This window comes from Salinicoccus sp. CNSTN-B1, from assembly GCF_054792835.1.
In genome coordinates this window covers 1118435-1137505 of the sequence record NZ_JBTWMN010000004.1, presented here as the reverse complement: position 1 = coordinate 1137505, position 19071 = coordinate 1118435, and the positions used below count along the sequence as shown (strand labels likewise).

Below are 19071 nucleotides of genomic sequence, written 5' to 3'. Positions count from 1 at the left end.
TTATGGCGGAGGATTTTTGATTTTAATATTTGGTTGCTACAGCAATTCTGTTACATCTTTATATTCTAGTTCCTGTGCTTCTGCAACGGCTTTATAAGTCACATGGCCAGCGTATGTGTTGAATCCGCCAATCAATGTCGGGTTATCTTCAACTGCTTTACTGCAGCCCTTATTCGCTATTTGCAGACCATAAGCCATAGTCGCATTCGTCAAAGCGATTGTAGATGTACGCGGCACCGCACCAGGCATGTTCGCAACTGCATAGTGGACGACTTCGTGCTTGAAGTAGATCGGATCATCATGCGTCGTCACTTTATCTGTAGTTTCGAAGATACCACCCTGATCGATTGCGATGTCCACGATGACAGAACCGGCATTCATCGATTTGATCATGTCTTCACTTACAAGACGAGGTGCGCGTGCTCCAGGGATCAGTACTGCGCCGATGACAAGGTCACTTTCTTTCACTGCCTGTGCAATATTTAAAGGGGAAGACATAAGTGTCTGGACATCCCGTCCAAACAGATCGTCGAGTTCCCTCAAACGCTTAGGGTTAAGGTCTAGAATCGTCACTTCTGCACCCAGGCCAATTGCCATCTTAGCTGCATTGGTTCCAGCCATTCCGCCACCGATGATGGTGACCTTGCCGCGGGAGACGCCTGGCACTCCGCTTAAGAGTACACCTTTACCGCCCTTAATCTTCTGCAAGTACTCTGCACCGACTTGAGCCGCCATGCGTCCAGCCACTTCACTCATAGGGGAAAGCAACGGCAGTGAACCATCCGGCAGTTGTATCGTCTCATAGGCGATTGCCGTTACTTTTTTATCTAAAAGCGCTTTTGTAAGTTTTGTCTCAGGTGCCAAGTGGAGGTATGTGAATAGGATCAGATTCTCTTTGAAATAATCGAATTCCTCTGCCAAAGGTTCTTTGACTTTAACCACCATATCAACATCCCAAGCCGCTGCCGCAGAATCGACTATTTCAGCTCCTGCATTGCTGTAGTCGGCATCCTCGAAATAAGAACCGCCTCCTGCATTCGTCTCCACCTTGACTGTATGTCCTGCTTTGACGAAGGCATGAACACCGCCGGGTGTCAGGCCGACTCTGCTTTCGTTGTTTTTAATCTCTTTAGGAACACCAATAATCATTCTAGAAACCCCTTTCATTTTTGAATGTTTCAACCCATTAATTGTATCATAAAGATATCGAAAAGTTATGACGTAAATATGACTTTATTAATGTAGGAATATATAAAATATTCAAAATGTGATATAATTGATGTGAAGAAGATACCACATCGAAAGGGGTTCTCAAAATGCTTAAATATCAAAACATCCTTATCGCGGTTGATGGATCAAGAGAGGCTGAATGGGCATTCCATAAAGCAATCGACATCGCAAAACGGAATGATTCAAAACTATCAATCATCAACGTCATCGATACCCGTTCTTTCGCTTCAGTAGAAGCTTATGACCGCACGATTTCCCAACGCGCCAATGACTTTGCCCAAAAATTGCTGGATGGTTACGAAGATCTCGCATTGAAGAATGGTGTACTTGAAGTCGATAAGATAATCGACTATGGCTCACCAAAATCAATCATCCCTAAAAAAGCCGTTAAAAAGACCGGCGCAGATTTGATTGCGTGTGGTGCTACAGGTCTCAACGCTGTTGAGCGCTTCATCATCGGTTCCGTATCTGAAGCAATTGTCCGTCACGCGCCGTGTGATGTACTCGTCGTAAGAACTGAGACGTTGCCTGATGATTTCGAACCAGTTGTTGCCACTGAAGAGTTCATGAATGAAAACAAGTAATCCAATCAAGTAAAAAGACTCCTGAAACCGATTGGTTTCAGGAGTCTTTTATCTAGACGCCCGTAATTCTGGCTACATCCCGTGCAATCATCACTTCTTCATCTGTTGGAATGACGATTATTTTTACAGGAGAATATGGGTGGTTGAGAAACTTCTCTTCCCCACGGACGTCGTTCATGGTCGGGTCAAAATAGACACCCATGAATTCAAGGTTCTCCAATACTTTTGCACGCACAATATCGGAATTTTCTCCAACCCCCGCTGTGAATATTATCGCGTCGAGACCACCCATGCGTGTGGCATAGGATCCCATATATTTGTGGATTCTCTCGCCGAACACTTCGAGTGCCAAGACTGCCCTCTCATTGCCTTTTTGAGCTTCATTCTCGATATCACGTAGGTCGCTTGAGAACCCACTTACACCGAGTAGACCTGATTCCTTATTCAAGACATTGAGTACTTCTGCTGCGGACTTACCCGTCTTTTCCATTATATAAGGAATGAGTGCCGGGTCTATATTACCTGAGCGTGTACCCATGGTGACGCCTGCCAATGGCGTGAATCCCATTGACGTATCGATCGACTCGCCGCCTTTCACAGCCGCTATGCTGGCACCATTTCCCAAGTGGCAGCTGATTAGCCTCAACTCATCAAGCGGTCTATCCAAGAGTTCACTTGCCCGCTTGGTTACATATTTGTGGCTTGTACCATGAAAGCCATATTTACGGATACCGTAATCTTTATAATAGTGGTAAGGCAAGCTGTATAAATAGGAACTCTCTGCCATGGTCTGATGGAAAGACGTATCGAAGACAGCAACGTGTGGCACGTTTGGCAGAAGTTCCCTGAACGCGTTGATTCCCATCAAATTCGCTGGGTTATGCAACGGCGCCAACTCACTCAGATCCTGGATCTCTTGAACGACTTTATCATCTATCAGAACCGAGTCATCAAAAACTTCGCCTCCATGGACGACACGGTGCCCACTGGCATCTATATCATTTATATCCTTAATCACATTATATTCAACCAATTTCTTCAACATGAGGTGAACGGCTTCTTCATGATCTCTGAAATTTTGGTTCAATGTGTCTTTGTGGCCATCCACTGTGATGGAAAAAATACCATTGTCCATGCCGATTCTCTCGACAAGGCCTTTGGCTATCTCTTTTTCTTCAGGCATTTCAAACAATTGGAATTTAAATGATGAGCTGCCTGCATTAATAGCTATAATCTTTGACATAACGCCCTCCTGATTCTTTAATTCCCAACATAGCTATCATACCATGACTCGGTCTGCTGCAAAAAGTTTTTAAACTGTGTGGCATTCTTAAAGTCCGGCACTTCGCCGATCAGCACTTCATTGTTTTTGAGTGGAGAGAATTTCTTTTTGATGACCATGATGGATTTCCGCTGCTTCTCAGTCTTGAAAATTGTTTTCGGTAAATGCAGGAACATCAACAATGTCGCTTCTTCTGATAGATACTTCTTGATGGTTTCATTATCCTTCTCAAGCATGTCTGAAGGAACGATGAATGCTCCAATTCCATCATCTTTCACATAGGCCATGGCACTTTCAAGCATCAATAGGTGCGCGTAGCTCCGACCTTCATCAAAAGCTGTTGTAAAGCCCTCTACATTAAGAGGATAATGTCCTACTGGAAGGTCACCGACCGCTGCATCCACTGCCCCTGCCCTAGAAGGTTCTATGATGTCTTGAGGATAGATATTCATTGGCACCTTCAGGAATTCACATAGATTTGCATTGAGCTGGGCCAGGACTGGATCAACTTCTATCCCGTTCAACTCAATTTCGGGCATGCGTTCTTTCATCGTCATTGATAAATGACCGGTTCCACTACCGGCGTCCAGAATCCGGATGGAATCGTCATTGAACAGCTGTATCAGATGAGATATCAAATAGCCGAGACTGTCTGGTGTCATCTGATGATTCGGTTGAACCGGTTCTTTCTGTGCCTGTTGCAGATAAGCGAATTGGAACGCTTTCCTCATCTCGTCCATACTGCCTTCCGCTTCAACCGTCAACAGCGCTTCGCTCAATGCTTCAAGCCTTGAGAGCGCTTCGTCCTTCTCTATCAGGCGGTCTGTCTCCTGAATCAATCTATGGTATGTTTTTTCCATTTTTGTCTGCTCCATATTATCCCCCAATAAAATATGGACTGCCAACGGCAGTCCAAATGCTTTCTACATTATATTACAATGCTTTTAATGCTTCAATCGCTTTGTCGTAATCAGGGTGGTCGGTTCCTTCAGGAACGTACTCGACGTACTGGATCTTGTCGTTTTCATCAAGCACGAAGACGCTCCGCGCAAGAAGTCTCAGTTCCTCCATCACTACGCCGTAATTTTCACCGAATGATAAATCTCTATGGTCACTCAATGTAACTGCATTTTCCAATCCCTCATCAGCTGTCCATCTTTTCTGTGCAAAAGGCAGATCATTCGAAATGGTTATGACGGCAGCGTTGTCGACGCTTGTTGCCTGTTCGTTGAATGTCTTGGTCTGGGTGCTGCATACCCCAGTGTCTATTGATGGTATTACACTGATCAATTTTTTCTTGCCTTTAAAATCATTGAGACTGACTTGTTCAAGATCTGTGTTCAATACGGTAAAGTCAGGGGCTTGGTCTCCAACCTTTACCTGCTCACCGCGCAATGTCATTGGATTGCCTTTAAAAGTAACGTTAGCCATTGATGAATCATCCTCCTAAGTAGATTGCTCTTGATATTAGACTTCCCTGAAATAGCGTGCTTTAATCATATTTTTATAATCTTGGTAGCTGTTCTTGACTACATGCGTGTTTGCGAAGTAGTCGTGCAGTCCGATTCTATCCTTTGTGAACAGCACAATCAAGTATGGGAGATAGAACAACTGGTTGCTGATATAGCGGCCGATCAGTTCCCTGAATATGACTTGGCCAAATGAAAGGCGTTCCCCGAATTCCGAGACCACGCTGATGCCTGTAACCATTTTGCCTAGGGTCTGCCTGAAGTAATACGTCATAAGGATGAAGTAGGCGAAGTAGATCATCGCATTTAAAATGTTTTCTGCGCTGAAAAGCGGAATCCATATTTGGAAGTTTCTGATGTCGAACACGTTCAGAATTGGGTATATGATGATCTGGGAAACCGACCACAGCACTATGATATCAATCAGGTAGCTGATGAATCTTGTGAAAAAATGCGCTGTGGCCATATAGTCCAGTTTGTTGTTCAATGTGTCCGTCTCTCTGAAGTCATCCCTGGCAGTCTGTTCCACGTCCATACCCCCTATTTCTCATACAGGTACATAGGTTCTATGCCCTGTCTGTTTTTTAATAGAGATTCAATCTGAGCGATTTCAGTTTTCCCCATCAGGCGATCCATCAGGCTGGCAGCCCCATAATTAAGGGAGAGTCGATTGCCCTGACCTTGACCGTACTCGATGATCTGAGGGTTCCCTCCAATGCTCTCCTTCATTGATGCCATCGCATCTTCAAGATAACCCATCTCATCTACGAGACCATTCTCCATTGCATCTTCGCCAAGATAAATCCGGCCATCGGCCAATTCCTCAACTTTTTTCTGGTCCATGCCCCGTCCTTCAGCCACTACATCAACGAAATCCTGGTACATGGTGTCGACCATGTTTTGTACATATTCCTGCTCTTCTTTGCTTGGGTCTTTATGGCCGCTGAGCATTTCCTTCATATCTCCGCTGGCATACGTTTCAAACTCTACTCCGTAATCCTCTGCAAGCTGACTGTAATTGATGCTCTGCATGATTACACCGATGGAACCGGTGAGCGTCTCATCGGAAGCAAAAATCTTATCGGCGGGGGCCGAGACGTAATAGCCGCCGGAAGCTGCCATGCCGCCCATTGAACTGTAGATTGTTTTGCCGGCTTCTTTAGCTTCCATCAGATACTTATGTATCTCTGCACTCTCATAGACTCCTCCACCTGGTGAATTGACATTGAGGAGTATGCCTTTTATATCGTCACTGCTGATGATTTCCTTCAAAGCTTCTATCGTTAATTCATGGTTATATGCTTCTGAGCTGAATACGCCTTGTGGACCCGTATCCATAATAGTGCCTTCTATATTCAATATGGCAATCTTATTGCTGGTGTTGCCTTCTTCGACGACGAAGGACGGCGGGAATTCACTGTTGGTGTATTCATTGATGGTGTCCTGCCAGTCACTGGCCCATAAAACATTGAATAATGAAGCCATTACGCCAAAGAAAAACAAGGCCAATGCCACTACAACCGCAACTATACGTTTCATTTTAACATTCCTTTCCGAATATGCTGTATACTTCTATTATGATACCATATAGTCATAATAAACAACCAATGGGAGTGAAACCTTTGATCAACTATAAGACGATATATTTCTTTGCCCCGCATGGAGATGAGACTAAGAAGATAAAGCAAGATCTGTCAAAGCTGTTCGATCGCCTCGATATCCGTACCGTGGAATCTGACAAAGAAGCGGATATCATTGCTTCCATCGGCGGTGACGGCGCCTTCTTACAAGCTGTCCGCCGGAGTAATTTCCGGGATGATTGCGTCTATCTCGGAATCGCCGCAGACAGCAACAGACATTTCTATGTCGATTTTCATTACCAAGACATCCAGGCGCTTGAAGAAGCGTTCCAAAAAGATGATATGGATGTCAGAAGATATCCCACAATAGAAGTTAAGGTGAACGACAATAACCCGAGCTATTGCCTGAACGAATTCACATTGCGTTCGAGCATTGTAAAGACGTTGAAGATGGATATCTATATCAGTGACTTCTTTTTTGAACACTTTAATGGTGATGGCATATTGGTCTCCACTCCTACTGGATCGACAGGCTACAACAAATCAGTGGGAGGGGCTGTGGTGGATCCACTCATAGAATCGATGCAGGTCACCGAACTCGGCAGCGTGAACAATAATACGTATCGAACTCTGGGAATGAGCTTCCTGCTCAACAGACAACGGCCACTCACTCTACTGATAGACAAAAACACCGACTACTACCCTGTCATGTCGCTTGATAATGAAGCGATAAGTGTTCAAAACACTGAAAAGGTTGAATTGAGGCTCAGTAAAAAACATATTCAGACGTTGAAGCTGAAAGATAACACTTTCTGGCATAAAACGCAAAGAAACTTCCTCTGATCAGAGGAAGTTTCTTTGCGTCTAGGCTTGGAGAAAATCATACAAGTTTTTGATTATCAGCACAGCAGTCACTATGATGAACAACCCCTTTACGTACCCAGAGCCTTTAGTGATGGCCATATGGGCACCGGCATACGAACCGAGGATCATGCTTGCCCCCATGATCAGACCATAAGTATAATTGACCTCCCCCATTACGATGAAAAGGATGAGGGCCCCGATGTTACTTGCGAAGTTCAACACTTTTGCATTGCCGGCCGACCTTAAAAAGTCAAACCCTGTAAACAGCATCAAAAACATCAGGAACGACCCTGTGCCGCCTCCCATGAAGCCGTCATAGAAACCAATCAAGACTACAAAAATGATGAGCAGAATTATTTTTCTGGTCGTAAAGACCGCACGACGTTCAACTTCTCCCCAATCCTTTTTCAACAGGGTATAGATGAGGACGATGAATAGCATGGCTAACACAAGTGGTTTCAGCACCTCTCCGGGTGTGTAAACAGCCGTAAGTGCCCCTAAGATTGAGAATATGAAACTGATCGGAAATAGTTTCATGACCATTTTAAGGTCCACATGGCGTGCCCTCAAGAATCTTAGGGAGCTGGTCAGGGATCCAAAGGAGGAAGCCAATTTATTGGTGCCAAGAGCTGTGGCTGGACTGATGCCTGTAGCAAGTAATGCGGGAATGGCGATAAGCCCACCTCCGCCCACTACTGCATCGATGAATGCCGCCAGAAAACCAAGGACAATGATGAGCAGTATGACTGTTACATCGATTTCTGTCATATCTTCTACAAGAGCCCAGCAAACGCTTCTTTTTCTTCCGCTTCATCAGCAGAAAAGCACTCGACATTTTCAAGCGCTTCTGCAATAAGCGGTCGGAAATCGACTTTTGATTCGAACTTTTCAACCTTCTCAAGTGATGGTCTTGTCTTTGGCGCTTTTGGTTTGAATATCGTACAGCAATCTTCATAAGGTAGGATGGAAGTCTCATAAGTGCCGTATGCACGTGCCTTCTCAACGATTTCGTTCTTATCCAGAGTCAGAAGCGGACGCAGAACGGGAAAACTGGTGACGGCATTGATGGCATGCATACTCTGGAGTGTCTGCGAAGCGACCTGCCCAGATTCTCTCCGTTGATAACCGCCTGGGCGTTGACTGTACGTGCCAGCTCCTCAGCAATCGTAAGCATGATGCGCCGTGTGGTCGTCATACTGAAATTGTCGGGAATCCACTCATATATCGTAGTCTGCAACTTTGTAAAAGGCACTATATGGAGTTTTATATCAGTGCCGGTGCGCCGGGACATGATCTCCACGAGTTTTTTCACCTTATTTGTTGCTTCAGGGCTTGTATAAGGTGGGGAGTGGAAATGGATTGCTTCAATTTCCACTCCTTTTTCATGACTTCCAAGCCAGCAACGGGGGAATCGATGCCCCAGATAACATGAGAAGGCTTTTCCCTCCAGTACCGGCCGGAAGTCCCCCATGCCTTGCCTTGCTTCATAGTACATATATATGGCCTCGGGCCGCACTTCCACATTAAGTTGATGATCTGGGTGCCTGACGTCAACACTTATCCCCTCGACATTTTCCAAGATATATCCGCCGAGCAGGAGCTGTATATCGTAAGTGTTCAAATGATATGTCTTATCCACGCGTTTTACTTCAACTTTAAATGTTTCTCCGTGCTTGAACTCCTTCCCAAGAGCGACTGCAGTGTTGAGCATGCTCTCTTCATCCGTTTCAATTTTGACGACCGGGGAAAAACTCAATATACCATTTATGTTCTCCAGAGCGTCCATGATCTTTTCATGTGGCTCATCCTTTATTTGGATATATGCGCGGTCTCTTTGCACATCTATTGCCACATCATATCCTTCCATGGCCCGTTCAATACTTCTTTGAAGTGCATTCAAGAACATTTTCCTGTTCTTTGTCTTTAGCGTGATTTCTCCGTAGCGCACCAAAATATAATCATAGTTCATTCCAGTACCTCCTTTATTTCTTCATAAACAGCCCCTAAAGCATCGCATAGCTGATCGACTTCAGCCTGAGTCGTCATATTGCCAAAGGAGATTCGGATGCTGCCTTCTATCTTCTCTTTGCTGGATCCGATTGCTGACAAGGTTTCATTTAATTTTCTCAACTTAGACGCACATGCACTTGTTGTCGACACCATAACACCGCGCCTTCCAAGCGCATTGACGACAACTTCCCCCTGCGCTCCGATAAAGGAAATATTCATGATATGCGGCACTCCCCCAGGATGGATGTGAATCGACTTAAAATCTCCAAGCGTATTCTGGACCTGTTCATTGTAGCGTATTATCCGTGCCGTATTTTCTTTTATGCCTTCTGTGGATATACGCATGGCTCTGGCCATCGCAACCGCTCCAGGAAGGTTCACGGTACCACTCCTTTTGCCGTACTCGTGACCCCCACCATGAATAATTGGAAATGTTGCCTTACCATCTCTGGAGAGCAAGGCTCCGACTCCTTTTACACCGTGGAATTTATGGCTGCTGAAGCTGAGTGAGCCCACGCCCCGGTAGTCCATTTGTATTTTCCCTACTGCTTGTGTGGCGTCTACATGGAGATGTACTTTAGGGTGATCCTCAAGCAGCCTGACTATTTCCTGTACGGGTTGCACGCTCCCTATTATATTATTGACGGCCATGACGGTTATGAAAATAACATCCTCATCAATAAGCGCCTCAAGATGCGAGAGGTCTATCATGCCTTCTGGGTGGTACGGATATATTTGACTCTGAAACCCTTCTCTTTCATCGCCTCTAGGGTGTTCATGATGCTTGGATGCTCAATCTCACTGGCAAGTATCGTCTTGCCAGACCGTTTCTTTTTTTCGACGATGCCCTGTATGGCAAGATTATTGCTTTCAGTCGCTCCCGAGGTGAATATGCAGTCATACTCATCAAGGCCCATCAGTCCTTTCACTTGGGTGCGTGCAGCTTCCAACAGCCGCGCCGCTTCACGACCTTTCATATGGATGCTGGCAGTATTGAAGTAATAGTCATCACCAGTATTCAAATAAGTCTCCATCACGGACTTGTATGGTTTCGTCGTTGCAGCATTATCCATATAGACCACAAATTTCTCCCCTTACATAAAAGAGACTCGGGAAATGAATCCCAAGTCGTCTGTATTCTACTGCTCATCAAATTCTTTTTCGATACGTTGTGCTGCACCAGGTTCCACTTTCTCGAGTGCGTTTCGTGCGATATCCAGTGCACGCTTATATCTATTTTCCCGGAATAGGCGTTCCGCTTCACTCAGCATTTGGCTGAAATCGGGATCGTCTTTCCTGTAGCGGTTGCCGTATTGTACCATGACTTCCGTCAAACGGGCATTTTGAAGCACTTCATAGGATTCATGCTCATATTTATTCATCAGTATGACTGCGCCATTGACCTTATCTTTAATGTACTGGACATTCAAAGGACGGCGTTTGAAATATTTATGGATTTCCTGTACTTCAATATCCAACTCGTTTTTCATTACAAGGAATTTTTCCGGCACACTCGTCAGATTGGAACCGAAGAGTTCCCGATGGATTTCCTCTTTGCGATCCTGGATCAGCAGGGCGTTCTCCCGCGCTTCCGTCTCATCCTCCCTGAGGTTTATGAGATATTGCTGGATTTGATTCTGTTCTTCATTGATAGAACCGATATTTTGTTTGATATATTCGAGGTTATCTAGCACCTCGCTGTAACGCGCCATGGATTTTGATGTCTCCGATATGATGTCGTCGTATACATCTATCATATTCTCAATTTCATGCTCGAACTTCTGGACTCTATGCATATCCGTTTCATTTATATGGAAGTACTCTTTCAGATAATCGATTTCAGTCCTTAATGTGTAGTTCAAGTCTTTTGCATGGAACAGGTCATCTGTGATGATATCTTTTTCATGATCGACTTTGGTTTTTGATTTGACTTCATGTTCAACTAGCTCAAGCATATCGTCCAGTTCAGCATTGATGCCATCCAATATATCCTTCGCCTCATCCAGATCCAAGCGGGAAATCAGGGGTTCGACGAGATTGAGTTTGCCTTTGAGCGTCGACAACTTCCCTTCCACCTTTATATGTTCCAGGTCGTAGCCTTCCGCTTTAAGGTCCCTACAGCCGAATCGGATTTCTTGGAACTGTTGGGGTAGGTCCTTCTGAACTTCCTTGATCATCACCGGAATTTCATCCATGCTCTTTTTCAGGATGCTGAGCTCTTCGTGCACCTCGTCAATTTCCTTATTGGCTGTGACGTAATTCCCGTCATTGACATGGTTCTCATAGGATTTCAGCTCAGGTTCATAAGTTTCGATCAACTTTTCAAGTGAGGGCTGACTGTCTCCAAACTGATGTCCGTTCGCCAGCACATCACGTTTTGCCTCACGATAGATCTTCTCGGCTTCCTCAAACTTCCTCTCACCCGTTTCATTTGAGTCAAGGAAATCTCCGATTTCTGAAGCCAGTGCAGTATATTTCGATTCTGCTTCTTCAATCTTCTGTTTTGCAGCTTCGTTCTTTTCACGACTGTCACTGAAGCGGAATTTTTCTGCATCCTGCTCTGCCTCAGAAAGTTGAGTGTCTACAAACGCCAAGTCGGTCTTCAGCACATCCTGCCATCCAGCCTGCCATTTTTTGTAGAGGGTCTGTGCTTCGCCGTGAAGGTTGTAGTCTTTAACTTTAACAAGCTCATCCTGAAATGGCAGGTTGCGCACGCCTTCAAGCTTCGCTCGCTGTGCTTTGATATCTTCTTTTCTGACATTGCGCATGTATAACAGCGCACCGATCGCGATGACCACGGCCAGAATAACAATAATTAAAACATAGACCCACATACATTTACCTCCTAAGTATATAATTAGATTATAGCTTAAAAAATTGAAAGAAAAAACATTAAAATGTATAATTCACTAATATTGATATAAGATAGGGTGATTTCATTGTTCACTAAAACACAGATTAAAGATTACACTCAGCTCAATCAGATGCTGAAAAGCCTCATTGAAGATGAAAGCGATAGAATCGCCAATCTATCAAATGCTGCCAGTCTCCTCAATGTATTTCTCGAAGACATCAATTGGGTTGGCTTCTACCTCTATGACGAGGTAGCGGATGAACTGGTCCTCGGGCCGTTCCAAGGGCTTCCTGCATGCGTCCGGATCGGAAACGGCAAAGGGGTATGCGGTCTTGCACTCCGCGGTAACGATATCTTCATAGTCGATGACGTAACACAGTTCCCTGGGCACATTGCCTGCGATTCGGCAAGCCGTTCAGAAATTGTAGTCCCGATATATATCGATGAAAGGCCAATCGGTGTGCTCGATGTCGACTCGCCTTCCTTCGACCGCTTCACAGAAGAAGACAGGACCGGCCTCAGCAATTTTGTGGAAGTACTGAAACAGTATATATAATTACGCCTATGTTGACAAACCTTAACTCCACATGTATAATCAGTCATTGTGTAAATGAACGGATTAAGTAGCGGATGATCATTACATGTCAGCATGTGGTTCCCTTGTTGGTGTGCTGCGTAACTGATGCTATAAGGCGAAGGTACTTAAAACCGCATGCCCATGTAAGTGGTCGTCACCCTTATGATGTTTTTTGCATATACAAACACAATAAGGAGGAGTCATTATGGCTCGATTTACAGGTTCAATCTGGAAAAGTCCCGCCGTCTTGGAATTTCCCTGACAGGCACAGGCAAAGAATTGGAACGCCGTCCATACGCCCCTGGTGATCATGGACCTACACAAAGGGTAAAACTTTCCGAATACGGAATGCAGCTTCAGGAAAAGCAGAAGCTCCGTTTCATGTACGGCATCAACGAACGCCAGTTCCGCAAGATCTTCGATCGCTCTGCAAACATGAAAGGCGTTCATGGTGAAAACTTCATGATTCTCCTGGCTTCCCGCTTGGATGCAGTCGTATACCAACTCGGCCTTGCAAGAACGCGCCGCCAAGCACGTCAACTTGTCAACCACGGTCACGTGACTGTTGATGGCAAGCGTGTGGATATCCCATCCTACACACTTAAAGCAGGCCAAACGATTGGACTTCGTGAGAAATCACAGAATCTCGATATCGTTAAAGAAGCCATCGAGTACAACAACTTCGTGCCGGAATATCTTTCTTTCGACGAAGAAAAACTTGAAGGTACTTTCGTGCGTCAGCCGGAACGTTCTGAACTTTCCGCTGATATCAATGAACAGCTTATCGTAGAGTTCTACTCCAGATAATAGGCTATCATCAAAACTCCCCAATTTCTCAAGCAGAATATGGGGAGTTTTATTTTTACCCTTTGTTCCAAAACCGTAAATAACGTGGCACTCCCTGCATTTATTGCCGTGCGCTGAATCCGCACTTTACATCCTGCGGTTTAAGGCGTAGTATAACGATGGATATAAGAGATAACTGTGTGGATTGGAGGGATAAGCATGAATAAGTCATTTGCTGTATTCGGTCTCGGCCATTTCGGAGGTACCCTCGTGCAGGAATTTCATGAACAGGGTATCGAAGTGATTGCAGTAGATAAGGATGAGGACAAAGTGAAGGAGTTCTCTGAACTTGCGACTTACGCAGTATGCACTAGAAATATGGATGAGAGTCTGTTGAATGACCTGGGTGTCAGGAACGTTGATCACGCTTTCGTATCATTCGGTGATGATCTTGAAGCAAGTATACTCACTTCCCTGCTTCTGAAGGATATCGGTGTACCGAAAGTATGGACAAAATCTCAGAACTCCCATCATACGAAAGTCTTAAAAAGGATTGGGGTCGATCGCGTCATCCAGCCATCACACGACATGGCTAAGAAGATCGCCAGGCATATCAACTCTGATAAAATGATCGATTTCATCGAGCTGTCCGACAAATACAGCATGGCTGAAATTGTCGCCACATCAAAAATCGATGGTGAAACGGTCTCATCCATGGACCTTCGCGCCAAATATGGCTGTATAATCGTCGGCATACACAGGGATGATGGATTCAATATTTCTCCGCCCATCGATGCGAAAATCTTTGAAGGGGATATACTGATCATAATCGGCCGGAATGATGATATAGCCCGTTTTGAAAAAACCGGATTATAATCCGACCACAATACCACGAAAAGGAGCACTCTCAAGAGCGCTCCTTTTTTAAACTTACTTTCTATAATATTTTATATATTCCCCATCAAAATCGCACCCTGCATAATCCGCCCCATTTAAAAGCATCCATTCTGTGTCCTCATAATGGATGAAGCGTGGTTCCCCGATGGTTCATATCCTTCAGAGAGATCCAACTGCATAACATGCCTTTTCTTCCCGTTGTATTTATACGCCGTATCCACGATTCTGAAGCCCAGTTTGAACTTATCTTTCAGGCTTGGAATATTATTTGGCATGACAGTCGTCAATACGTATTCAAAACGACCATCAGACCGCACTTTTTCAAGCAGACGCTCCCCCATCCTAGTCTGGAGGCCCTGGCCCCTTACGGCGGGTTTAATAAAACTGATTTCGGAATAGATGACCGAATCTCTGTCGTCTATCCCCGCGTTCTCTGCCAGATGCTCTTCTTCGTCAGGGGACGGGATGTACATTGACCTAGTGCCGGCCAGCTCCCCTTCATCATATGCACCTATGATGAAACCTTGTTGGATGATTGCTTTGAATTCAGCACGCGTCAACGTTTGAAGCACTTCTTTGTTTTCGAGCCCCCTGTACACTTCTTTCTGCAGTTCAAGTAATGCCGGTAATTCTCCGAGATGTATCGTCCTCAAATCCATCCAACCATCCTTTACGATTTATGTTGTGCGCTAAATATTTAGGTTTAACCCTAGCGACAGTGGGTTATATAGTGATGAGGAGTTGGTGCATATGGCAATCTTAGTTAAGGTTAAGGACAGCACGAACAACAGGACGGATTTTGATTATGTAGGACAAGACAGCATGAATCAGTTTGATAAGACTGAATATATACTGAAGGAAATGACTTCTGAAGACGATCATAAGTATATCCAGTTCATTTACCCAAATCATACTGAAGTGTTTACACAATTCAAAATCGATTATGTTAAAAGACGCTGAAAATTTCAGCGTCTTTATTTTTCTTTCAGCGTCTCCTGAAGCCAGCTGAACATCAACCCTGTCCAGTTTGCAGCCCTTACGTCCTCAATGCCGGTCATTTCTGTGGCCAAGCTTAAACCATGTCCACCCGATTTGAACGTATGGAGTTCCCATGGTATTTGATGCGCTTCAAGTCCTTTAGCAAAATCAAGGCTATTCTGTACGAATACCAATTGATCCGCAACAGTATGCCAGATGAAAGTCGGGGGCACATCCTTAGAGATGTTTTTTGCTAACGTTGCCCTATCCAGGAGCTCATCTGTCACATGCGGTCCGAAAATCATCCTGGATGCCGTCGTCATATATTTCGGATCGCCTATACCACGCTCTTCGGCTATAGATTTATTCATCATGAAATCCAGTATCGGATAGGATAGAATTTGGAAATTCGGCTTGTACCATCGTGGTTCAGTGCCCGTCAATTCTTTCAACCACGAAGTGTTCCAGTGCACACCCAGGCTCGCAGCCAGATGTCCCCGGCTGAGAAGCCTATGACCCCTATCTTATCGGGATTCACATTGAATTCATGACAATTTTCCCGGATGAAAGTCATCGTTTCCGCCAATTCAACCAGTGGGCCTGGAAACTCGGAACCGAGGGTTTCGTCTGCTTCGACCATTGAAGCAATCTGATAAAGTTCATCCCTGTTTACGGCATTGCCCTCTTTACGCATCGCCGAACCGAGCGTCGAATACCTCAATATGAATACATGATAGCCTTTCGCAAGGAATTCATAGCCTACGGGTTCCGCTTCCCGATCCGACACATACATATAACTGCCGCCCGGACATATGACGACTGCCGGACGACCTTCCTTTTCATAGACACCGCTCTCTCCAAGCATCATCGTCACTTCTGCATGCTTATCCCCTATATAAAAACTTTGAAGATTCATTGTTCGTCCTCCCTATCAGTTGATCAGTCTATATAGATATTTCTCATTTCTATAGACGCCGTCTACATTGACGGCATCCACACGCTCGCCTTCCTCAAGGAACCCGAGCATCTTGTACAATTCGATCATTTCCTCATGGTCATCACGAATTGCCGTTTCCAACCTATGGACCTGGTTATCTTCCGCCCATCTGATGACTGCATTCAATAAATTCCTGCCTATGCTGTTCTTTTGTTCCGACTTAAGGACACCCATAGAAACGACTGCACGATGCCTCGTCGTCTCGCTGTGGTTCCCCCTCATACTGATGTACCCTTGCATCTCCTGGTTTTCCAGTGTCAGGAAAATTTGACTTCTGCCATCTTGAAGCATATCAGATAATATATCTTCAGTGTTACTGAGATTTATTTTCTTTTCGGCATATAGATCATCCTGAGTATTGTACTCGAGGGACATCATCAAGTTTAGGAAATTTTCACTGTCCCTCATTTCAACTGGTCTTATCTCCATCTTCATCCTCATTCCTTTAGCAAGAATTTCATAATGAAATCCAAAGCCGGGGGATTTTCATTCTTAAGTCCTTCAATGAACTTCCGGCGATCATAGGGGACGTTCCTGAACATTGTGTTTATTGCACCGTCGTCCTTCAATTCGAGTATCGCATAAGGGGCAAAGGGAGTCTCTGTTACACCGAGTGCCCCCGGGTTGACCATTACAGGGCCTGAGGTCTTGAAGTGCTGGGTGATGTGGTCATGTCCATACAGCACTACGCTATATGCTTCCTGTCCGTAGATTTCTTCAAGTAGATCAAGTGAAGGGGATTCTTCGATTGATCGGTACCTGCAACCATCCAGATGATAGTGGGTCAACAACATTCTGTGGCCGTCTATCCTCTTTTCAATAGTCAGGGGAGGTTTTTCAGCATATGGGTATACCTAGGGTCGATGTGTCGCGAAACCCATAGATGATGTTCATGCTCAGGTCCACTCACCTGGGATTTCATGCCTTTTAGTGCTTTTATCACTTCGGCATCGTGGTTCCCCGTAATCAGAGTCAAATTCTCCATTTCAGACAATACACTGAGCACTTCATTAGTCTGATGGCCAAGGGAAATCACGTCACCCAGGCAATAGACCTCATCTACCTTAAACTGTTCCATATCCCCAATTACTTTTCCGAGCGCTTCGTAGTTCCCGTGTATATCGGAAATGACGGCGATTTTCTTGGTCATGCGTCCACCCCCCCTTTATGCTCCTTCTGGTCCTTATGTTACCAAAAATCCTTTATGCCACCTACCACTCCCTCTCATGTTATCATATATGTATTATGACTAAGAGGTGTAATATGACTAAAATCTCACTTGTCAGACATGGTTTGACTGATTTCAACAGATCAAGGAAACTACAAGGGTTTTCTGACATCCCCCTCAATGAGGAAGGTGAGGGACAGGCTATCGATGCTTCGCTCTACCTTAAAGACGAGCCTTTTGACATCATCGTTTCGAGTCCGTTGAGTCGGGCATTCCGTACCGCGGAAATAATCAACCAGCATCATGGGCTGCCGATTACCACAATGGACGAACTTAAGGAACAATATTTCGGCAAACTTGAAGGATTGCACATCGATAATATAATGGAGAAGTACCCAGACGGTAACCTACCTGGCATTGAAACGTTCGAATCCCTTTCCGCACGTGTCGAAAAGGCAATGAACATAATTTCGGAAGAATATGATGGACAATACGTATTGCTTACAGCCCATTCCCGCACGATAAAATCAATTCTCTCCCTCTATAGCGATGAAATTGATATGGCACAAACCAAATTGGATAACTGCAGCTTAAGCATCATCCAAGAAGTGAATGGCAAATGGCATGTGATCGACTATAACATTTCCACAGCGGTGTCCGGATCCACCCAGGAATAGATATCCTCTTTACGCTAAAATATTGCGGCCCTTCCAGCGGGCCATTATAGGAGCTGTAAACTATGCAGAACATCGAATCCACCATCCTTGCTTATAGAGGCGATCATTACAGCTACGGTATAATGCAGGGTGAATCTTTGAAACAGACCCACTATATGCAGAACAGAAATTACGAATGGATCAAAAGACGTCCAAAATTCAATTTGGACTATAGGGAAACAAAAGCGCTGTACCAGCATTTTGCACCGCATATCTGGGAGGAATTGATGGGTTTACAGGAATCACTCGAAATCACCGACCATGAAGTTCTACTAAATCTAGCCCATTACCGTATCTCCCCTAAAGACAGTGGGTGCAGCGTCTACTTGGATCATGATACATTCATCAGGAACTATGATTATCATCCGAACACCTATGACGGCATCTACAAGCTTTTCCAGCCAGATTATGGCTATTCCCACATCGGCCCTGCATCAAGGATAACCGGAAGAATGGACGGCATGAATGAGCATGGCCTTATCATGGCCTATAATTTTATGAACAGAAAACAACCATTCGATGGATTTACATGTTTCATCATCGGACGGTTCATACTTGAACTCTGCAGGACAGCGCAAGATGCAAAAGATCTATTGGAGGCGCTCCCCCACAGAGGCGGCTTCAGCTATATCATCCAGGATAAGCAAAATGATTCATTCATAGCGGAAACATCCGCACGCGGATTGACGTTCCGTGAAGCGAATATCTGCACGAATCATTATGAAACATTGACAGATGAAAACAGAAGATATCTGGTTGATTCGAATGAGCGTCTGGATATCCTGAAACAGTTGCACTCCCCCTCTGAAGATAAAGTGCTCGATTATTTTACGCAACCTGGCGTCGGCCTATTCGTCGACAACTACAAAAGCTGGGCGGGGACGATCCACACCAGCCGATACGACAAAAAGAATCTGACGGCTGGAATCCAGCTTGGCTCTGGTGCAATGCACGATTTCGATTTTTCCGGCTGGCTCGGAGGCGAAGCAGTCAATCAGCGGAAAATCTCAGGACAGCTCGCTACAGACTTGTCATTCACCACTGCCGATTGGCAGCTGAAATCAACAAGATAGAAGGGA

21 protein-coding genes and 3 pseudogenes are annotated in these 19071 nt (G+C 44.9%); 8 read left to right on the top strand and 16 right to left on the bottom strand.

The features are described 5' to 3' along the window. Positions 1-36: 36 nt before the first annotated feature. A complete protein-coding gene (gene ald / locus ACYF68_RS06810; protein ID WP_461045990.1) occupies positions 37-1149 on the bottom strand; it encodes an alanine dehydrogenase in 1113 nt (370 codons plus the stop codon). A 167-nt stretch (positions 1150-1316) separates the two neighbouring features. Here ald and ACYF68_RS06805 point away from each other — a divergent pair, with 167 nt between their 5' ends. Next, positions 1317-1814: a universal stress protein gene (locus ACYF68_RS06805; RefSeq protein WP_344702639.1), complete on the top strand. Its 498-nt coding sequence runs from the start codon at positions 1317-1319 to the stop codon at positions 1812-1814. A 52-nt stretch (positions 1815-1866) separates the two neighbouring features. On the opposite strand, the gene ACYF68_RS06800 is transcribed toward ACYF68_RS06805, so the two are convergent. The 5 genes from ACYF68_RS06800 to sppA are packed head-to-tail and all read right to left on the bottom strand — an operon-like array spanning position 1867 to position 6104. Beyond that, complete coding sequence (locus ACYF68_RS06800) at positions 1867-3057, bottom strand: acetate kinase (RefSeq protein ID WP_461045988.1); 1191 nt, start codon at positions 3055-3057, stop codon at positions 1867-1869. A gap of 17 nt (positions 3058-3074) precedes the next feature. Then, a complete protein-coding gene (locus ACYF68_RS06795; RefSeq protein WP_461045986.1) occupies positions 3075-3971 on the bottom strand; it encodes a class I SAM-dependent methyltransferase in 897 nt (298 codons plus the stop codon). 58 nt (positions 3972-4029) lie between these two features. After that, entirely contained in the window at positions 4030-4527 is a 498-nt protein-coding gene (tpx, locus tag ACYF68_RS06790; RefSeq protein WP_461045984.1) for a thiol peroxidase, read from the bottom strand. 36 nt (positions 4528-4563) lie between these two features. Beyond that, the gene (locus ACYF68_RS06785) at positions 4564-5094 is read right to left on the bottom strand and encodes an RDD family protein (protein ID WP_461045982.1); all 531 of its coding nucleotides are present in this window, start codon (positions 5092-5094) and stop codon (positions 4564-4566) included. An 11-nt stretch (positions 5095-5105) separates the two neighbouring features. Then, a complete protein-coding gene (sppA, locus tag ACYF68_RS06780; protein WP_461045980.1) occupies positions 5106-6104 on the bottom strand; it encodes a signal peptide peptidase SppA in 999 nt (332 codons plus the stop codon). An 83-nt stretch (positions 6105-6187) separates the two neighbouring features. Between sppA and ACYF68_RS06775 the strand changes: the two genes are divergently transcribed. Further along, entirely contained in the window at positions 6188-6988 is an 801-nt protein-coding gene (locus ACYF68_RS06775; RefSeq protein WP_461045978.1) for an NAD kinase, read from the top strand. A gap of 21 nt (positions 6989-7009) precedes the next feature. On the opposite strand, the gene ACYF68_RS06770 is transcribed toward ACYF68_RS06775, so the two are convergent. The 4 genes and pseudogenes from ACYF68_RS06770 to ACYF68_RS06755 form a co-directional block, all read right to left on the bottom strand. Beyond that, a complete protein-coding gene (locus ACYF68_RS06770) occupies positions 7010-7777 on the bottom strand; it encodes a TSUP family transporter (protein ID WP_461045976.1) in 768 nt (255 codons plus the stop codon). A gap of 5 nt (positions 7778-7782) precedes the next feature. After that, a pseudogene (gene thiI / locus ACYF68_RS06765) lies at positions 7783-8978 on the bottom strand (tRNA uracil 4-sulfurtransferase ThiI). Then, positions 8975-10053 (bottom strand): annotated as a pseudogene (locus ACYF68_RS06760) (cysteine desulfurase family protein). Before ACYF68_RS06760 ends, thiI begins: the two co-directional pseudogenes overlap by 4 nt. A gap of 105 nt (positions 10054-10158) precedes the next feature. Continuing rightward, positions 10159-11853 carry a septation ring formation regulator EzrA gene (locus tag ACYF68_RS06755; RefSeq protein ID WP_461045974.1) on the bottom strand — a complete coding sequence of 565 codons (1695 nt, stop codon included), beginning with the start codon at positions 11851-11853 and terminating at the stop codon, positions 10159-10161. A 150-nt stretch (positions 11854-12003) separates the two neighbouring features. On the opposite strand from ACYF68_RS06755, the gene ACYF68_RS06750 reads away from it, so the two are divergent. From ACYF68_RS06750 to ACYF68_RS06740, 3 genes and pseudogenes are all read left to right on the top strand, one after another. Further along, positions 12004-12429 carry a GAF domain-containing protein gene (locus tag ACYF68_RS06750; RefSeq protein WP_461047517.1) on the top strand — a complete coding sequence of 142 codons (426 nt, stop codon included), beginning with the start codon at positions 12004-12006 and terminating at the stop codon, positions 12427-12429. 226 nt (positions 12430-12655) lie between these two features. Next, positions 12656-13257, top strand: a pseudogene (gene rpsD / locus ACYF68_RS06745) (30S ribosomal protein S4). Positions 13258-13455: 198 nt separating this feature from the next. Further along, positions 13456-14112 carry a potassium channel family protein gene (locus ACYF68_RS06740; RefSeq protein ID WP_461045972.1) on the top strand — a complete coding sequence of 219 codons (657 nt, stop codon included), beginning with the start codon at positions 13456-13458 and terminating at the stop codon, positions 14110-14112. Between the two features lie 116 nt (positions 14113-14228). On the opposite strand, the gene ACYF68_RS06735 is transcribed toward ACYF68_RS06740, so the two are convergent. After that, positions 14229-14792, bottom strand: a complete 564-nt coding sequence (locus ACYF68_RS06735; protein ID WP_461045970.1) for a GNAT family N-acetyltransferase — start codon at positions 14790-14792, stop codon at positions 14229-14231. A gap of 91 nt (positions 14793-14883) precedes the next feature. Between ACYF68_RS06735 and ACYF68_RS06730 the strand changes: the two genes are divergently transcribed. Then, a complete protein-coding gene (locus ACYF68_RS06730) occupies positions 14884-15093 on the top strand; it encodes a hypothetical protein (RefSeq protein WP_344702612.1) in 210 nt (69 codons plus the stop codon). A gap of 14 nt (positions 15094-15107) precedes the next feature. On the opposite strand, the gene ACYF68_RS06725 is transcribed toward ACYF68_RS06730, so the two are convergent. From ACYF68_RS06725 to ACYF68_RS06705, 5 genes are read right to left on the bottom strand one after another with little or no spacing between them, the layout of a single operon-like run. After that, positions 15108-15563, bottom strand: a complete 456-nt coding sequence (locus ACYF68_RS06725; RefSeq protein ID WP_461045968.1) for an alpha/beta hydrolase — start codon at positions 15561-15563, stop codon at positions 15108-15110. Then, positions 15560-16027 carry an alpha/beta hydrolase gene (locus ACYF68_RS06720; RefSeq protein WP_461045966.1) on the bottom strand — a complete coding sequence of 156 codons (468 nt, stop codon included), beginning with the start codon at positions 16025-16027 and terminating at the stop codon, positions 15560-15562. Before ACYF68_RS06720 ends, ACYF68_RS06725 begins: the two co-directional genes overlap by 4 nt. A gap of 15 nt (positions 16028-16042) precedes the next feature. Next, a complete protein-coding gene (locus ACYF68_RS06715; protein ID WP_461045964.1) occupies positions 16043-16537 on the bottom strand; it encodes a GNAT family N-acetyltransferase in 495 nt (164 codons plus the stop codon). 8 nt (positions 16538-16545) lie between these two features. Continuing rightward, on the bottom strand, positions 16546-16917 hold the full coding sequence (locus ACYF68_RS06710; protein WP_461047516.1) for a metallophosphoesterase family protein: 372 nt from the start codon (positions 16915-16917) through the stop codon (positions 16546-16548). Between the two features lie 14 nt (positions 16918-16931). After that, positions 16932-17258 (bottom strand): metallophosphoesterase family protein, encoded by a 327-nt coding sequence (locus ACYF68_RS06705; protein WP_461045962.1) that lies wholly within the window; start codon positions 17256-17258, stop codon positions 16932-16934. A 113-nt stretch (positions 17259-17371) separates the two neighbouring features. Between ACYF68_RS06705 and ACYF68_RS06700 the strand changes: the two genes are divergently transcribed. Both ACYF68_RS06700 and ACYF68_RS06695 read left to right on the top strand, forming a co-directional pair. Continuing rightward, positions 17372-17953 carry a histidine phosphatase family protein gene (locus ACYF68_RS06700; RefSeq protein WP_461045960.1) on the top strand — a complete coding sequence of 194 codons (582 nt, stop codon included), beginning with the start codon at positions 17372-17374 and terminating at the stop codon, positions 17951-17953. Between the two features lie 62 nt (positions 17954-18015). Continuing rightward, the gene (locus ACYF68_RS06695; RefSeq protein ID WP_461045958.1) at positions 18016-19065 is read left to right on the top strand and encodes a C45 family autoproteolytic acyltransferase/hydolase; all 1050 of its coding nucleotides are present in this window, start codon (positions 18016-18018) and stop codon (positions 19063-19065) included. The last annotated feature ends 6 nt before the right edge of the window (positions 19066-19071 follow it).

Bases quoted from the DNA above. Each gene is read 5' to 3' on its own strand.
- ACYF68_RS06755 (WP_461045974.1), bottom strand. From the start codon at position 11,853: ATGTGGGTCTATGTTTTAATTATTGTTATTCTGGCCGTGGTCATCGCG.
- ACYF68_RS06740 (WP_461045972.1), top strand. From the start codon at position 13,456: ATGAATAAGTCATTTGCTGTATTCGGTCTCGGCCATTTCGGAGGTACC.
- ACYF68_RS06795 (WP_461045986.1), bottom strand. From the start codon at position 3,971: ATGGAGCAGACAAAAATGGAAAAAACATACCATAGATTGATTCAGGAG.
- ACYF68_RS06750 (WP_461047517.1), top strand. From the start codon at position 12,004: ATGCTGAAAAGCCTCATTGAAGATGAAAGCGATAGAATCGCCAATCTA.
- ACYF68_RS06705 (WP_461045962.1), bottom strand. From the start codon at position 17,258: ATGACCAAGAAAATCGCCGTCATTTCCGATATACACGGGAACTACGAA.
- ACYF68_RS06800 (WP_461045988.1), bottom strand. From the start codon at position 3,057: ATGTCAAAGATTATAGCTATTAATGCAGGCAGCTCATCATTTAAATTC.
- ACYF68_RS06805 (WP_344702639.1), top strand. From the start codon at position 1,317: ATGCTTAAATATCAAAACATCCTTATCGCGGTTGATGGATCAAGAGAG.
- ACYF68_RS06695 (WP_461045958.1), top strand. From the start codon at position 18,016: ATGCAGAACATCGAATCCACCATCCTTGCTTATAGAGGCGATCATTAC.
- ald (WP_461045990.1), bottom strand. From the start codon at position 1,149: ATGATTATTGGTGTTCCTAAAGAGATTAAAAACAACGAAAGCAGAGTC.
- ACYF68_RS06770 (WP_461045976.1), bottom strand. From the start codon at position 7,777: ATGACAGAAATCGATGTAACAGTCATACTGCTCATCATTGTCCTTGGT.
- ACYF68_RS06715 (WP_461045964.1), bottom strand. From the start codon at position 16,537: ATGGAGATAAGACCAGTTGAAATGAGGGACAGTGAAAATTTCCTAAAC.
- ACYF68_RS06735 (WP_461045970.1), bottom strand. From the start codon at position 14,792: ATGGATTTGAGGACGATACATCTCGGAGAATTACCGGCATTACTTGAA.
- ACYF68_RS06700 (WP_461045960.1), top strand. From the start codon at position 17,372: ATGACTAAAATCTCACTTGTCAGACATGGTTTGACTGATTTCAACAGA.
- ACYF68_RS06730 (WP_344702612.1), top strand. From the start codon at position 14,884: ATGGCAATCTTAGTTAAGGTTAAGGACAGCACGAACAACAGGACGGAT.
- tpx (WP_461045984.1), bottom strand. From the start codon at position 4,527: ATGGCTAACGTTACTTTTAAAGGCAATCCAATGACATTGCGCGGTGAG.
- sppA (WP_461045980.1), bottom strand. From the start codon at position 6,104: ATGAAACGTATAGTTGCGGTTGTAGTGGCATTGGCCTTGTTTTTCTTT.
- ACYF68_RS06720 (WP_461045966.1), bottom strand. From the start codon at position 16,027: ATGAATCTTCAAAGTTTTTATATAGGGGATAAGCATGCAGAAGTGACG.